We start from the raw sequence: 16,065 nt of genomic DNA, 5'->3' as shown, positions 1-16,065 counted from the left end.
TCATGACGCAGCACAGCGAGTTCGATCTTGCGGTGATCGGCACGGGCGGGGCGGCGATGTCCGCCGCGATCCACGCCCGACTCGAAGGGGCCAGCGTGGTCGCCATCGAACGCGGCACCCTCGGCGGTACCTGCGTGAACGTCGGCTGTGTGCCCTCGAAGACGCTCCTCGCCGCCGCGCACACCCGCCACGCCGCCCTCGCGAACCCGTTCCCCGGCGCCCCCACGTCCGCCGGCACTGTCGACCTCGGCGCCCTCGTGCGGCAGAAGGATGACCTCGTCGGCATGCTCCGCCAGACCAAGTACGCCGACATCGCCGCCGCCTACGGGTTCGACATCCTCCCCGGCGCCGCCACATTCACCGACCCGGCAACCCTCCTCATCGACGAACGACCGGTTCGTGCCAGGTCGTATCTCGTCGCCATCGGCGCCGAACCGCACGTCCCGGCCATCCCCGGGCTTGAGCACGTCGACTACCTCACCTCGACCACGGCAATGGAACTCACCGAGTTGCCCGCCTCGCTCGTAGTGATCGGCGGCGGCTTCGTCGGCCTCGAACAAGCCCAGCTCTTCGCCCGCCTCGGCGTGGCCGTCACCATCATTGGCCGGCTCGCCCCGCACGCCGAGCCCGAACTCTCCTCCGAACTCCGCAAGGCCTTCCTCTCCGAGGGAATCACCGTCGTAGGCGACCGCGCCGCCACGATCATCCAGGACGACGGCGTGGTGCGGGTGCGCACCCGCACCGGCAAGGCGGTCACCGGAGAACGCGTCCTCATCGCCACCGGACGCACACCACGCGCCAACGGGCTCGACCTCGCCGCGGCGGGCGTCGCGACCGACGACCGCGGCTTCATCATCGTCGACGAGCAGCAGCGGACCACGAACCCGGTCGTGTTCGCCGCCGGCGACGTCACCGACGTGCCCCAGTACGTGTACGTCGCCGCGATGGCCGGGAAGATCGCAGCCCGCAACGCCCTCGGCCACCACGAACAGGTCGACTACACCGGGCTGCCCTCCGTCCTGTTCACCGCGCCGCAGCTCGGCTCCGCCGGCATCACCGAAGCCGAAGCCATCGCCGCCGGATACCGGTGCGCCTGCCGATACCTGAGGCTGTCCGATGTGCCCCGAGCCATCACGAACCACAACACCCGCGGCGGCATCAAGATCGTCGCCGACGCGGACACCGGCAAAGTCCTCGGCGTCCATGCCCTCGCCGAAACCGCCGGCGAGATGATGCTCGCCGCGACCTACGCCATTAAAGCCGGATTCACCGTCACCCAACTCGCCGACACGTGGGCCCCGTACCTCACCATGGCCGAAGGCATCCGCCTCACCGCGAACCTCTTCCGCAACGAACTCCCCACCTCCTGCTGCGCCTGACAGCAGACAGCGCCCCACATCGAACCGACGCCTCGACGGGGCCACTTCAAAACGTCACCCCGGGGCCAGATCAGGTTGACAAAGTCACTACGTACAGGCGAACGGACCTCCTCCCGTCGTCGGTAGGAGACGGATCGCGCACGGTTCAGATTTCGAAACACTGATGTTCGACCCGACCCACTGCTCAGCCTCCGGTGCCGGCAGGCGTGGCCGGGTGGTCGGCTTCGGTTTCTGCAACCAGGTCGGCCCGTTCAGGGACGACCTTCGATGCCGGGAGGGTTCGTTGTGGCAGTGCGCGGAATGCCGCGATCGCGCCGCCTTGGACGAGCCAGAACGCGCCGTCCGCTGCTTCGCGGACGTCTTGGGGCGGGACGACGAACGTGTGTTGGGCACGTGCCGACCCAAGTCGGTCGCCGGCAGCCTGGCCCGCCGCCTCCATGCGCATCATCGTCCCGGCGTACTGGACGATCTCTTCGGGATCCTTCGAGCGGCCGAAGATCAGCGCTGCCCCGCTGGTCAGGGCACGGCGTCGGCGGATGTCGTCGTTGGAGAGACCGGCTGGGCTCTGGGTAGCGAGCACCAGGCCAACGCCAGCGGAGCGGGCAGTTTCGAACAGGCTCCCGGCGGTGTCTCCGGGGTCCTGCGCTCCGGTGACGAGCTGGGGGAACTCGTCGACAATGACTAGGACCGGTGACTTGTCGCCCGCCTCGAGCCGCGCCGAGAGAAAATTCCGCAGGTCCAGCAGGAGCAGGTCGCCCAGTCGTGCCTGGGCGTCGTCGACGGGAGAGAGCGGGATGACTGTGAGGTCCGCTGGTGGCGCGGTGTAGGACCAGCCGTCTTCGTCAATCCATCGTTCGAGCGGCCGGAGCGCGACGGCGAGGCTCTGCAGCGCCCGGGCACCGGCGCTGGTGCCGTTGCGGTCGACGGTCTGGTTGACGAGGGTGAGGTCGAACTGGTCTCGGACGTGGGGCCCTGGGTTCAGGAGCCGGTCGCGGAGATCCAAGGCCGAGCGGATGGGCGTCTCGGCTTGGACGGCTTGGAGCACGCCTCGGGTCTCGTCGAGGTAGTGCTGGTTCGCGCCGTCGGGGACGGGCATGAGTCGCATCAGTTTCGCGGTGACCTGCTCCGCCGTCCCAGAGAACAGGTCCCACTGACCGCCGATGGTTGCCGTGCGGCCGGCGGCGTGGGCGAGCGCGACCATGGATCGGGCGTCGGCGGGGTCGCCCTTCGCGTCGATGACGAACACCGGCCACCCGTACTCGAGGGCGCAGAGCACGAGCCCGTTGATCAGCACGGTCTTGCCACTGCCGGACTCCGCGATGATCAGCGCCCGCGCCGCGGACGAGCTGCCGGGCATGAGCAGGTACCTCCGGGTCGGGTCGACCCAGTCCCGCACCTGACGGGCGTCATGGAACCGGTCTGCGATGCTCAGCACCGTGGAACGGGTCACGAACCCGAACGCCTCCCGACCATCGACCCGGTGCGGCACCGTGATTGCGCCGTCGCGGACCCCAGTAATGCGGCCCGTTTGCGGGTCGAGGCGGATCCCGATCCGGTCCGCGGTGGCAGCGTCAGCGGCGCGCTTGCGGGCCACCTCGATCCGCTCCTGCCGGAGCACGTCCGCGATCCGCCGCGCCCGGACCCGTTCCGCGATCTGCCTGCGCCGGATGGACCAGGTCACCGGCAGCAGCAACACACCCGTAAACAGGTTCACCAATGCCCATGGCCCGAACACCGGAACGAGCTGTCCGACCCAGTCGTCGGCGAAGAACCGACCCGCCCCACCCGATCCGACCCACTCCCCCACTAGAAGCACCTCAGCGGTGAGGAGCAGACTCACCGCGACAATGCCCGCCGTGTTGGCGACCCAGTGGCCGCGCCGCACTTTCCAGAACGACGCCTTCGTCGCGATGCCCTCGCCCGCGACCCGCACCACCACGACGGGCACCAGGAGCGGCAACGCGACCAAGCCGACCACAACGAGCAGGCATGCACCGAGGATCGCCTCGATCCCGTCGCTTAGCCCGTCCGACTCGAGAGGGACCGTGGTCTGCTCCACGCTCATCCGACCCGCCCCCACAGGGGCAGGGTCACCGACGGGTCACCCTCAGTTTGTGCCGGGGCGTCGTCCCAAAGGTCGGCGTCGTCGCCGACCCACTTGCCGCGCGCGTCCAGCACCGAGAGGGTCACCAGCCGTTCTCGTTCGGTGCGGAAGATGAACCGGTCCGCTTCGCGGGCAACGACCCGCGCCGCTTCCGCGGTACACAGGTACACCACCCGGGTCACCCCGGTCGTGGTCATCCGGGTCGCATGGTGCGTGTGGATCGCCTTGTACCGGTGCAGCGTCTTCGGGGTCAGCTCCACCTCGATCAGTTCGATCCGATCCCCACGCACAGCGACCCCGTCGACCTCATGATCCTGCGTGGACGTGGGTCGCCGGTCCCGGTACCACGCGTACCCGCGCGCCAAGTACCGGGCCGAGGCTGCAGCGACCGCGACTTCGTGGCGGGCGGTCTGCCGGTACAGGTTTGGTGCGGACCGGCCGATCGCCTGGTGCGTCGCCCACACCACCTGCCCGTCCTGGAAGTTCGGGCGCGCCCGATCCACCAGCCCGACCCCTGCGAGGCGGGCCACCCACTGCTGCGCCTTCCTCCGGCTCAGTGGGGACCCCGAATGATCCCCAGCCAAGCCCGCGAGCGCCCATCGGATCGCCTCGACGTCCGCCATCCGGACCACGCTCAACCACTCGAGCATCGCCTCATCACGACTCGTCAACTGCACCATCAGCCCAACTCCGCCCCTCTACGCACATTGCCATCACTCGCCTTGCTCTTGCTTTGTCTGCCGTCGCGCCCCGGGTTTGTCTTTTGTTTCTTGTTGTTGTCCTTTCCCTGTCCTGCTGCCCCTGCTTTACTTCCCAACCTCCCTCAGGAACTCCGAAGGATGAGTGGGGGAGGTTGGGAAGCGCGCGAAGCGCGGCAGGGGCAGCAGGACAGGGAAAGGACGGGGAAAACCGTTCGCTTGCCTATTCGCGCCGGGTGAACAGGTGAGCGTACGGTCATCCAACCCAAACGCGACCCCCGAACGGGGGTGACACGCCGCCTGAACGACTGTCGAGGATGCCTCGATAGAAGGTGCACCGCGTTGCCTCGGGCTACCCGCAGGCTGCCGCCGCGGGTCACCCGATCGCCCCGTCTGTTACGAGGACGCGGTCACGACGTGCCCGCTCGACCCACCGCTGCGCCGTAGTGGGAGCGACGCCCGCTGCTCGAGCCGCGGTACGCACCGGCGTGCCGCTGCCGACGAGTTCGAGCACCTCGACCCTGCGCGCATCCCGATCGTCCGTTCTGCTGGATGCGGTCGACGGCTGGTCGGACACTATCGTCGCGGGGTCTGCCGGTTCCGGTGCGGGCTCGCTTGCCTGGGAGCGGTTCGACGACCCGACCACACTTGACGCTGCGCGGGTGATGCGGCGCGGCTCGTCGTCACGTCGATACACGGTTGCGGCCGCGAGGTGGGTGGTCAGCAGCAGCGCGATCGCGGGGACCGCGTTCACGACCACGGCGGGCAGCTGGCCGAGGATCATTGTCCGTGGGTCGGCAATCGCCACTGCCGCTGCGTTGCCGGCGACGGTGAGCGCGCTGAAGAGGCCAAACGTGAACCACGGCAGCGTTCGGAGGAACCGGGACGGCGCCGGCACGAGCAGCGCGATCAGCATTGCCGCCAGCGCTGGGAGGTCGACCACGATCGGGAACACGACCGCGCGATCTGGGGGCATCCCTCCGACGTGCAGCGCCAGGTCGTGCAGAGCGCCCCAAGACATGAAGATCGCGAGGCTGCCGGCCGCGGCGATGAGCCAGCCGAGGAAGATCCGAAGCGGCTTGGACGCCGCCCGCAGTTGCGCTGCCCGGTCTTTGCTCGGTGGATTGCGCGTAGACGTTCGGCTCATTGCATGCCTCTGTGGTTCGCGCTTCGCGCGCGTACTGATTCTTTACTGTTCATTCCTGTTCCCTTCCTGTTTCTTAAGGGGGCCGGTCAGCGACCCCCTGCAGGACCGGTCAGCGATCCCCTATGGGGACCGGTGAGCGATCCCCTGTGGGGACCGGTCAGCGGTCCCCTGGGCCCTCGGCTGAAAGGCGAGCACAACGTTCTCCACAGGGGACCGACGGCCCTGTGGGCGGTCACTGGCCACGCACAGCTCGAACTCGGCCGGCAGCCCGCGGCCGCCCGACCGCACCCGCACGATCGCGCCTTTGGCGACCAGTTCAGCAATCGCACGCTTGACGGCTGACCGGGCGGCGACCGAGTCGTTGTCGGGTGCCATGTAGCCCAAGGCGATCGCCGCCATCTCTCGTCCGCCGAAGTAACGTCGGGCGAGTCGCCCATCCGGGCTGTCCTCATCCCAGCACTCCAGCGCCATATGCAGCAGTAGCCGGGCCGCAGCGTTCCCGAGTTGTAGGCGGGCCGCCAACAGGACGGCACTCTTCGCCGCGTACAGGCCCATCACTTACGCAATCCGGTTTCCGCGGTCACGGACTTTGCTCCTGATGCGTTCAGGCGTACGACTCGGCGCCCGTGCGGGTTCGCGCGGTGGACTCGACCCACTCGATGACCTCGTGGCGCTTGTACAGCACGGTGCGCTTGGTCGGCTTGTAGAACCTAGGGCCCTGACCCGTGTACCGCAGCTGCGCCAGCGCCCCCACCGAGAGTCCGGTGATCTCTGAGACGGTCTCCGGCTGAATGAACTCCCTGTCCATCACGCTCTCCTTCATTCTGACAACTCGTTGATGTTGTGGTTGTCAGATTCACGGTAGCGCGAAGTCTTCGTCATGACAACACCGAACGCGGTACTCTGTCGAAATGGCGGACTACCGAGCGGAGTCGAGTATCGGGGCCCGTATTCGCGCGGCACGACGTGAGCGCGGATTCCGAACCACCCGCGAGCTTGCCGAGGTCCTAAGCGGCACGAAGATCACCGAGTCGGTTCTCGAGAACATCGAGTCGGGTCGCAAGGCAGATCTCAGCCTCAGTCAATTCCTCAGCATCGCGTACGCACTGCGCGTTCCACCGAGCTTCTTGCTCGCGCCTCTTGTTCGCCCAGCGGCGTCTCTCGATCTGCAGAACATCAGCGACGACCTTCAGGGCCTCACCGCGTCCGAGTTCGATGCCTGGTTCTCGGGCGTCGCCTCCGGAGGTCACCGACCAACGTCGGCTGCGGAGCGTAGGGATCGCGAGGATCTCGAGGCGCTACGCGAGCTCGCATCTGTCGTTCGCGAAATCAGTCGGCTCAAAGTCGTGCTTCATATCGCGTCGGAGTCCGACGTCGAGATCCCGGGCCAAGACAATGTCACCGCTAGTCGCATCGGTGCGCTCGAGGGGAGAGCTGGCGAACTTCGACGGCTCTTGGCAACGTCGGGATTCGTCGTCGACTCACTAGACCAAGAAGCGGAAATGTAGAGAAGCCCTCCACTAGCTTCATAACAAGGTGCCGCCGCATAGTGCACGTTGACTCGTACGTGCGATTGTGCGGGGCCGATCGCGCTGACGATTTGCAGCACGCTCGTCGGCTTTGACTGCCGTGTTATGCGGTGACGAGCAGACCCGTGACGAACATGAAGCCGATGCCGCGAGTGCGCACCTATATGGTCGGAAATCGCATCTGGGAGCTGCGCCGCAACATGGAGCGCGGCTCTGCGAACGTCACGCTCATCCCGGGACTCTGAAACTCCTGACGTGGCGTCCGTGAGCGGATCCTCAAACCGACACCGCTGCGGGAGCAGCGGGTGAGTATCTTGACCGACCCGTGCGCCTTGCGGGCATGAGCGCTGAGCAGTGGCCGGCATAGACCGCAGTGTCGCCCGAGCGCGATCGGTCCGCGCGTTCGCGGCAGCGAGGCGGCGACTCGGCTCAGGGAAGATGCGATGATCGACTAGATGAGGCCGGCCACCGCTGCGGACGCAGCGATGATCGGTCCAGCCCCACCCGCGAATCGTGAGTCGGCGTGCGCGTGCTGGTCGGGCTTAGCGCTTCACACCGCGCTGCGGGACTGTGAACTTCTCGAGCTGGTCTGCGGTGAGACCATGACCGTTGAGCAGTCGCCCGACGGTTGCCGGGTTGGTCCAGCCGGACTCAGCTAGGCCTACGGCGAAGGCTCTGAGCGCGGCAGCGAACTCGCCCAGGCCCTTTTCGGTGATGATGCGCATCTCGGTCACGGGGGACGCATCCGCGTAGGCCTGGGTTGCGCGGTGCACCATCACGGGAACGGGCTTTGCTTTCGGATCGTAACGCTGCCCGAACCAAAGCATGGAGGAGGCGAGTTGTCCCATGTCTCGCTTACCGATCGCGGGGCTCTTCGCTCCCGTTTTGGCTTCGATGACCCAGAACACGTTGTCACCAAGTGCCCAGAGGTTGTCTGGGCCGCCGTCATTGATATCGTGCTCCGGTCGCTGGGAACCCAGCCCGATGAGCTGGCCCGCACGGCGTAGTGCCTCTTCGAACGGTTCAACACGGAACTCATCGAAGGCGAGGTCCTCAATGACGGATTCGAAGTCCAGACGGAGTGTGGCGGGGGTGGAATAGAGCTTGGCGAGTCGCTCAACACAGGTGACGGTCTGCGGCTCGTGCGACGCGAGTGGCGTATAGGCCAAGCCTGCGAGTGGCTTGGTGACGTTGGTGTTCTTTTCCCGCGCAATCGCGATCGTCTGCTGCGCGAGCTCCGGGTCGGTGAGATCTGCGTAGGTGGCCTGCAACTCGAGTAGTACGCCGGCGACAGCTTCGTGCTCTTCGCTCTCAACCGCTGCGGCGACGAGATCACGGGCGCCGTGGGTGTCACCATTCTGTGCTTTAGTGAATGCCCTTCGCTCTGCAATGGCCGAGTCGCTCACATGCCCGGGCCTCGGCGGAATGTTGCGGAGCGTCTGCAGGGAGAGCCTGACCCAGTCCTCATCGCGCGCGAGCGCCTGCTTGGCGGTATCGATAATCCGAGACAGCGGCAGGTTATCCATCTGAGCGGCAACCTGCCGGGACAACTTCAGCTGTGCTTGCGTAGCTGGGCTGAATCGGGAGAACGTGCGTGGGTCGACAGTCAGTTGCGCAAGACGCGGTCCGAGAAGGACAACCACGCAGTGGTCCTCGTTGCTGCGCACACCACGGCCCATCCCTTGTTCAATGCGCTGCACTTGTCTGTCGTCAATTCCGGTCCCTGCGCTAACGAGAAGCGATTCCAGGCGCTCTTCCGGACTGAACGCCTCCGGCAGTCCGTCGAGGATCAGCACGCGGCAGGCGTCGTCGGGCAAATCGATGCCGTCGTACCTGTTCACCAGCACTACAAGGCCGACATGCGTGCCACTCCGCAGCCGGTCGACAGCACCGTCGATCTCGTCCTTCATCGCGATAATCGCGGCATCCGCGGCCCATGCCCGCGCCCACGCTTCGCTTGGGACGAGGACGACCGTGTTGTGTGTCGCGCTGAGCTTGACGATCTCCTCACGAATGCTCTCGGCGCTGATGGAGGGGTTGATCTCCTGCGGTGCGAGAATCATCCGCTCGCCGATGTCGCCGGCCGTGACCGGCGTGATGGGCTGCGACACATTCTCGGGGTCGGCACCGAAATCGGTTACCAAGACGCTGTCGTCAGCGAGGGTCGCGGTGAGAAAGACCCGCCGCTTGGCTTCGGTAAATGAAGTGACATGGTCGATGGGCGGACATAGTGGCGTGATCGTCAGCTCCTGGTTGGAGAAGACGGCACGGCAAAGGTGCAGCACATCCTTCACCGCAGGCCACTGGAAGTAGAGTGCCTGCTTATCACCGGTCTGGGTGCGCAGGATCTCGCGTGCCTGCTCGACCCGCGCCCTCCAAGCCCAGAACGGCACTCGCACGGGAGCCCCCCGCCGATCGTCCCGGACGTCCATGTACGAATCGGACGACTGGGTCTTCAAGTCATCGGCGAATAACGCGAGGAGCTCGTCGAACACCGAGTTGGTGCGTGGAATAGACAGAGCAAGCTGACTGCGGGTGGTGGCAATCGCGGCATGGGCGTCGTCGATGACGACAGCACCGATTGGCGCGCGGGGCCGTGTGGGCCGACGATCAGAGAATTTGGTGCGCCCGTTCACGAGCTCGTACACGTTGATGACGCCGATGGCTTCGCTGTTCAGATATGCGGCGCTGTCAACGTTCGTTGTCGTTTCAATACCGATGCGCTGCGCCTCTGCCAGAACCTGATTCACGAGATAGTTGCTTGGCGCTACGAATAGGGCGGGGCCGAGCCCTTCGTTCAGGTAGCTCTGCAGAATGATCAGACCGTCGATGGTCTTCCCGCCACCCGTGTTCACCTTCACCACGATGTCGCGCTCGTGGCGCCGTGCGTGCCACGCTGTGAGGACTTGACCCTGCACATCCCGCAGGTAACCGTATCCCGGAGCCTTCTTGAGCTGGCTGTGCAGCTCACGGGGCTCAATCGGGGCCTCCTGCTCGGAACCTGCCAGCATTGCACCAAAATCAACCATCGTGTCCCAACCTTCGCTCTCGGTCCGCGCGTAGAATCTCGCATGCCGTGATGGCACTACGCGATCGCAATCATCTCTCCCAAGTGATCACCTCACGAGCAGGACTTACCACGCCATCGCAAAAAACCACGCTCAGTAGTTCTCGGCGATGTACTCGTACGCTCGATCGAATAGCTCGCCCTTGATGGGCAGGCTGAACTTCTTCAATACCCGGCGCAGCTCAAGGCGCACGTCTTTCTCGCCTTCGGTCGTGCGCACCCAACCTTCGAAAGCGACCTCGACCACGATTCGATCGACGGCCTTCACCACATCAGCGATGATGACAGGAGTGTTCGGCGGCCGAAACTCCTCGAAGATCTGACTGAGTGCCCCGACCCGCGGATCGGGAAGCAGCTCGAGTTCGCCTGCGTCATCTGCCTTCTCTGCGACCTTGAGGTCTCGGGCCACGGTGAAAATCTCCCGCAGAAACTCGATCGAGTCCTCGGCCTTGGCTAGTTGCGCTTGGCGCAGAGCTTCGAGTCGTTCGGCGAGTGCTTTGTACACCGGATGCCCGTGGACTGTGAGACGCTTCTTGATGCGTTCGGCGATCGTGTCCATGATCTCTTCGGCGCTCTTAGCGGTGACATCAGGAGCCTCGGATGGTTCGAGCAGGCCTTCTTCTATGAGCCGCTTGACGGTGAGCTCGTCTGCGATGACGACGTCGAAGAGCGGGTTGCGCACCTGCACGTTGGAGATGTGCTCGTGCACGAGGGCGAGCGTCTTCGTTCCGAGTCGAGCCCAGAGCAAAGCGCTGTCACCGTCGACCGGGGTGATTGCGGCGTAGATCTTCGCGACCCAGCGGTAGTCGGCCTTCCGGGTCTCGAGCCGGGCGTCGGGGGCGAGCGCCTCCCAGATCCCCGCGACGTAGGCGAAGTCGACCGCGAACCGGTCGCGGCTCGATCCTGGCGGCACCCGCTCGATCGCAGCCTCGAGGGTAGCAAAATCGGCGACCGCCCGGTCGATGCCGATGAACCGGTCGAGCAGGCTGTCGAGGGATGCCGCGAACTCGTCGAGTAGCCCGTCATCATCGATCTCCGCCTGCGCGGCATCCGGGTTCGCCGGCTTCATCGCGCGCGCAAAGCCGTCGCCCAGGCCGATGTAGTCGACGATGAGCCCGTACTCCTTTGGCTGCCCCGTGTCGGGGTGCGACCACGGGCGGTTCGTGCGGGTGATCGTTTGGAACAGCGTGTGGAGCTTGAGCGGCTTGTCGAGGTAGAGCACGCCTTCGATGGGCGCGTTGAATCCGGTGCCGAGTTTCGAGGTCACGATGAGGAACTTCATTGGGTCGCTGATATTGCGGAACCGGTTGAGGAGCGATTCCTCTTCTGTGTCGTTCAGCTCGTGCGGCGCGAACGCCGGCTCATCCTTTGCGGCGACCGACATCACAACGGCAGCTTCGTCGGTACCGCGCGCTGCAAGCAGTTCCTGGAGAACGTCGAAGTACGCCACGCACATGGCGCGGTTGTAGACGACGATCTGCGCCTTCATACCCAGCGGGTCGACCTTCGCGTAGAAGTGCTCGACAATGTCTTCGCACACCGCCCTGATGCGGTCGGGGTTGGCGATGAGTGTCGAGACCTTCGACAGCTTCGACGCGACGAACTCCTTCTCGTCGTCATCGAGCTCCTCAGCGGCGGCGAGTTCCTCGAACGCGGCGTCCAGGGCCGCCTGGTCGATGTGGAAGTTCACCATCCGCGCGGACACCCGCATCGGTACGGTCGTGCCGTCGGCGATCGACCGGTCGGAGTCGTATGTGTTCAGCGCGTGTCCGGGGTCTCGCTCATCGCCGAACAGCGTGAACGTGTTGCGGGTGAGGTCGGCGATGGGAGTGCCTGTGAACGCGAAGAACGACGCGTTCGGCAGCGACGCCCGCATCTGCTGCCCGAGGGTTCCCTCCTGGGTGCGGTGCGCTTCGTCGACGAGGACGATGATGTTCTCGCGGTCGTTGAGGTGGCCGGCGCCGTCGAACTTGTGCACGGTCGTGAAGATGATGCCGCGTTCATCGCTCCGCAGCAAATGGCGGAGGTGGGCGGCGCTCGACGCCACGGTGAGTCGCGGCATCCCGGTCGCGTGGAACTGGTCGAAGGTCTGCCTCACCAATTGAACTCGATCGGCGATCGCGATGATTGTCGGGTTCTTTAGCCGCGTATCGCGGATGAGCTTCGCCGCCGCGTAGCTCATTGCGAGCGTCTTGCCTGAGCCCTGCGTCTGGTAGACCAGCCCCTTGCGCGCGCCCGGTTCATTCGCGCGGCGAGCGACAGCCTCGACCGCCTCGAACTGGAAGTAGCGCGGCAGGATCTTCACGAGCCGAGGTGCCCCATTGATCACGACGTTCTCGTAGAGCACGAAGTCGCGGATGATCGTCAGCACGGTTGCCGGCGAGAGGAGCGACTCGACGCTGAGCTTCACCCGATCCCAGCCATCCAGGGTCGCGGACGTCTCGGTAGACCCCCACCGCTCCCACCGGTTCAGTGGCGCCCGCACGCTCGCGTATCGGAACTCCTTGCCCTCCGTCGCGAACGACAACAGGTTCGGCACGAAGAAGGGGCGCCTTTCCGCCTCGTAGTGCTCGTGGATGTCCTGCGCCCCGAGCACCCAGGTCTTCTTCTGATCGAACGGCGTCTTGATCTCGCCGACGACCACAGGGAACCCATTCACCCACAACACGACGTCGAATCGGGCGCTGTCGCCGGCCGTGCCGTAGACGACCTCCTCGGACACGACAAAGTCGTTGTTTTGCGGATGCGCGAAGTCGATGAGCGACACCGGCACATCGCGCACGGGGTCGACAAGCTGCACGGTGCGCCGTCCCCGCAGCCATGCGAGGAATGCTTGGTTCGACCGAACGAGCCCGAGACTACCGCCGTCGATCACGGTCATACGCAGCTGCCGCAGCACCTCGTCGACCCGATCCGGCTTGTCGGCCAGCTGCGGGTTCAGCCGTTCGATCGCGGCGCGCGCCCGCGACTCTATGATCACCGACGTGTGCTGCCGTTCGAGGGCGGACGCCGCGAGATGTGTCCATCCGCTGGCGACGAGCAGCTCGACGATCGGCCGTTGCACCGCGGATGCCTCACTCCACCCACTCATGCCGCGTCCACACCTTCGAGGAATCGGTCGTAGGACGATGGGATCTCATGGTCGCCAGAGAGTAGAGACGTGAGGATCACGGAGCGGACCGCTCGAAAGGTGTCGGCCGACCCTCGAGCTGCCGTCTGAGCTTCCCTGATCGAATCAAGTCGAGCCGCAATCGCCTGCTGTTCGCGTAACTCCGGCAGCGGGATCAGCTCCCCCACCACGAGTTCCTTACTGAGGTTCGGCTGCGCGGCCCCTACGGCTCGCGATCGGAGGCTGCCCGTACGAGAGCGAAGTGCGTGGAGCAGGAATCGAGAGTCAATCTTGGCGGGGTCAGGCACAAGCGCTAACACTGCCTGATTCGTCGCCATTGGACGCTGGAGCCAGCCCGCCGTCCCTTTCGTGTTCCCTTGCCCATACATTGCGACGACCGTCGACCCTGCCGGAACCAGCCATGTCGACGACGACTGAAGTCCAGCCTCAGTTATCTCCTCGCCCGCCGTCGAGATCCAATCGCTGTTCACTTCGCCTGACTTCAGCCACGGCGTTCCCGGGCCGTAAAGCCCGACGCCTTTCCGCGATGGTGTACCGCCCGCGCGAGCGACAGTCACAGCGCTTGCGACGCGCACAAGTGGGAATCGGCCGTCTCCAAGCTCGAAGAGGGCCGCATCGTACAGACGTGCGAGCGCGACCCTATTTTCACTCGCCGCCTCGATGGCTTCGTCGAGCGCATCGATCAGGTCGACGATCCGGTGCTGCTCGGCGAGGGGCGGGAGGTCGACCTCGATACCGAGAAACTCGGGCTCCTTTAGCCGCCGGCGCTCGGTGGTGCCTGTGGATCGTGCTGCTGCCTCACGTTGAAAGCGTCCGGTGGCGAACACTAGTTCCATATACGCACCGTCCAGCCGTGCGGAATCAGCCGAGAAGATCGGGAAGTCGTTCGTAACTAGGCATCCGTCGACGTTCTCGTGAACGCGCCCGAAGCTCGCTTTCGTGGCCCACATGCGGTTGTAGGTGATGTCGCCGGTCTTGAGCGCGTTAAGGACTCTCGTCTTGACTGTGTTGGCGGGAACAACTTCTCGGGCGTAGACGCCTTCCGCGTACCATCGCACGCCGGCGAAAGGCACTTCGTCTAGCGTGGCGACTTCAACAGGGCGACTCACTTGCTCGAGAACAGCGCCGAGTGGGATACGCTCCCATCCTTCACGCATCGAACCCAGCCTCCCGCAGCCGCTCGTCGAGCGCTGCTTGGGCGTCCACCAACCGCTGTTGCGCCTCGCGCATGAGGATGAGCGCCTCCTCGACGTTCGCTTCTGCTACGGTTTCGCTCTTGATGTAGCGTCCGATGTTGAGGTCGTATCCGTTCTCGGTGACCTCGGCGTGGTCAACAAGTCGCAGTTGTAGACCGCCCTTGCGGTCGATGTCGGCGCCGGCACGGTACGCGGCGGCAATGGCGTTGATGTCTGTATCCGACATCTGGTTCTGGTTCTTGCCGGGCTGGAAGCGGGCTGAGGCATCCACAAACAGCACTCGGCCGACGCGGTCGGCGGGCTTGCGCGCGCGGAACACGAGTATGCATACCGGGATCGACGTCGAGTAGAACAGGTTCGTCGGCAGCCCGATCACAGCCTCGAGTTGATCGCGCTTCAGAAGCTCTTCGCGGATGCGTGCCTCCTTGCCACCCCTGAACAACACCCCGTGCGGCATGACGACGCCGACTCGCCCGGTGTCGGGCTTCATCGAGGCGACCATGTGCTGGATCCACGCGAAGTCCGCATTCGTCGTCGGCGGCACCTCGCCGATCGCGCGACCGAAACGGTCGCCAGCCCAGGCATCCGCTCCCCAGTTCTTCAGCGAGAACGGTGGATTCGCGATCACCATGTCGAAGCGGCGCAAAGCGTCACCGTCGAGAAGTTTCGGCTCACGGAAGGTGTCACCGCGGACGATGGTGAAGTCCTCGACTCCGTGCAGGTACAGGTTTATCTTGGCGATCGCGCTGGTGGTGAGGTTGATCTCTTGCCCGTAGAGCCGCAGCGTCCGCGAATCGCCACCCGCGGCGTCTACCGCCGTCACCGTCTCGACAAGCATCCCGCCCGAGCCACAGGCGGGATCAGCGACCGACTCGCCGGGCTTCGGGTCGAGCAGCTTCACGATGAGGTGAACGACATGTCGTGGCGTGAAGAATTCGCCAGCCCGTTTCCCGGACTCTTCGGCGAACTCCCGCAGCAGGTACTCATACGCGCTTCCGAGCATGTCGCCGCTCACCGATTCCGGGTCCAGTCGGAGTTTGTTGAACGCGGAGAGCAATGCGACGAGGGCTGTTTCGGGGAGGCGCTCGGTGTTCGCCCAGTTGACGTCACCGAACACGCCGTCGAGAGATCCCGGGTTTGCTTCCTGTACGGACAGCAGCGAGCCGGCGAGCTTGTCGCCGACATTCTCGACGGTGTTGTAGACGTCTCGCCAGTGGCAGTCATCGGGGATGGCGAAGACGTGGAAGTCGGCTTCGATCTCATCGTCGAGATCGTCGCCGAACTCTGCGATGGCGCGGGCGTGGTTGTGGTCCCAGGTGTCGCTGATCCACTTGAAGAAGAGCACTGGGAAGACGTAACTCTTGAAATCAGCGGGATCGACCGGGCCGCGCAAGGCGTTCGCGGCCGCGAGAAGCGCTCTCTCGAGCTGCGCCTGGGTGAGGTGTAGTTGGTCGGTGGGCGCGAGGGTCATTGCGGCTTTTGCTCCAACAGGCTGAGACGCCGACACCGGCGCTACGGCTACTCTGCCACTACGTCAGATCGGCGAGCCCGCCCCCGTTCGTGTCGCAGGAGGATCCACGCCAACCGTGCCCACATCTTGCCCACAAGTGCCCACCACCGATCGGGATGCATGGTGATCACATTGCCGCCGAATGCCGCGGATTCATCGGGGTATCGATCCCGACCACCGAGATTCCGCGGCATCGACGCGGACTGAAAATCGGAAGGTCACGACCGAGACCGATCGTAGCCAAGGTGGGAACCCCGATTGCGATGGGACCCGATCAATGTCTGCGACCGCGAGGATAATCGTCG

10 protein-coding genes are annotated in these 16,065 nt (G+C 65.0%); 2 read left to right on the top strand and 8 right to left on the bottom strand.

All coding sequences use genetic code 11. The features are described from left to right. Positions 1-2 precede the first annotated feature (2 nt). Positions 3-1,379, top strand: a complete 1,377-nt coding sequence (gene merA, locus ACVFI9_RS02040; protein ID WP_138176038.1) for a mercury(II) reductase — start codon at positions 3-5, stop codon at positions 1,377-1,379. Positions 1,380-1,563: 184 nt separating this feature from the next. On the opposite strand, the gene ACVFI9_RS02035 is transcribed toward merA, so the two are convergent. The 4 genes from ACVFI9_RS02035 to ACVFI9_RS02020 form a co-directional block, all read right to left on the bottom strand. Next, the gene (locus ACVFI9_RS02035) at positions 1,564-3,444 is read right to left on the bottom strand and encodes a type IV secretory system conjugative DNA transfer family protein (RefSeq protein ID WP_474764378.1); all 1,881 of its coding nucleotides are present in this window, start codon (positions 3,442-3,444) and stop codon (positions 1,564-1,566) included. Continuing rightward, the gene (locus ACVFI9_RS02030; RefSeq protein WP_474764377.1) at positions 3,441-4,163 is read right to left on the bottom strand and encodes a hypothetical protein; all 723 of its coding nucleotides are present in this window, start codon (positions 4,161-4,163) and stop codon (positions 3,441-3,443) included. Before ACVFI9_RS02030 ends, ACVFI9_RS02035 begins: the two co-directional genes overlap by 4 nt. Before the next feature lie 394 nt (positions 4,164-4,557). Beyond that, positions 4,558-5,328, bottom strand: a complete 771-nt coding sequence (locus ACVFI9_RS02025; RefSeq protein ID WP_474764376.1) for a DUF2637 domain-containing protein — start codon at positions 5,326-5,328, stop codon at positions 4,558-4,560. 604 nt (positions 5,329-5,932) lie between these two features. Next, entirely contained in the window at positions 5,933-6,136 is a 204-nt protein-coding gene (locus ACVFI9_RS02020) for a helix-turn-helix transcriptional regulator (protein ID WP_474764375.1), read from the bottom strand. A 103-nt stretch (positions 6,137-6,239) separates the two neighbouring features. Here ACVFI9_RS02020 and ACVFI9_RS02015 point away from each other — a divergent pair, with 103 nt between their 5' ends. Next, entirely contained in the window at positions 6,240-6,836 is a 597-nt protein-coding gene (locus tag ACVFI9_RS02015) for a hypothetical protein (RefSeq protein ID WP_474764374.1), read from the top strand. Between the two features lie 563 nt (positions 6,837-7,399). Here the strand turns inward: ACVFI9_RS02015 and ACVFI9_RS02010 are convergent. The 4 genes from ACVFI9_RS02010 to ACVFI9_RS01995 form a co-directional block, all read right to left on the bottom strand. Then, entirely contained in the window at positions 7,400-9,943 is a 2,544-nt protein-coding gene (locus ACVFI9_RS02010; RefSeq protein ID WP_474764373.1) for a DEAD/DEAH box helicase family protein, read from the bottom strand. Between the two features lie 75 nt (positions 9,944-10,018). Further along, positions 10,019-13,015 (bottom strand): type I restriction endonuclease subunit R, encoded by a 2,997-nt coding sequence (locus ACVFI9_RS02005; RefSeq protein ID WP_474764372.1) that lies wholly within the window; start codon positions 13,013-13,015, stop codon positions 10,019-10,021. After that, positions 13,012-14,211: a restriction endonuclease subunit S gene (locus ACVFI9_RS02000; protein ID WP_474764371.1), complete on the bottom strand. Its 1,200-nt coding sequence runs from the start codon at positions 14,209-14,211 to the stop codon at positions 13,012-13,014. The genes ACVFI9_RS02005 and ACVFI9_RS02000 overlap by 4 nt, the downstream gene beginning before the upstream one ends. Next, entirely contained in the window at positions 14,204-15,721 is a 1,518-nt protein-coding gene (locus tag ACVFI9_RS01995; RefSeq protein ID WP_474764370.1) for a class I SAM-dependent DNA methyltransferase, read from the bottom strand. Before ACVFI9_RS01995 ends, ACVFI9_RS02000 begins: the two co-directional genes overlap by 8 nt. Between the last annotated feature and the right edge of the window lie 344 nt (positions 15,722-16,065).

This window comes from Agromyces sp. NSFZ, from assembly GCF_056156205.1.
This window is presented reverse-complemented; position numbering and strand designations above follow the sequence as displayed.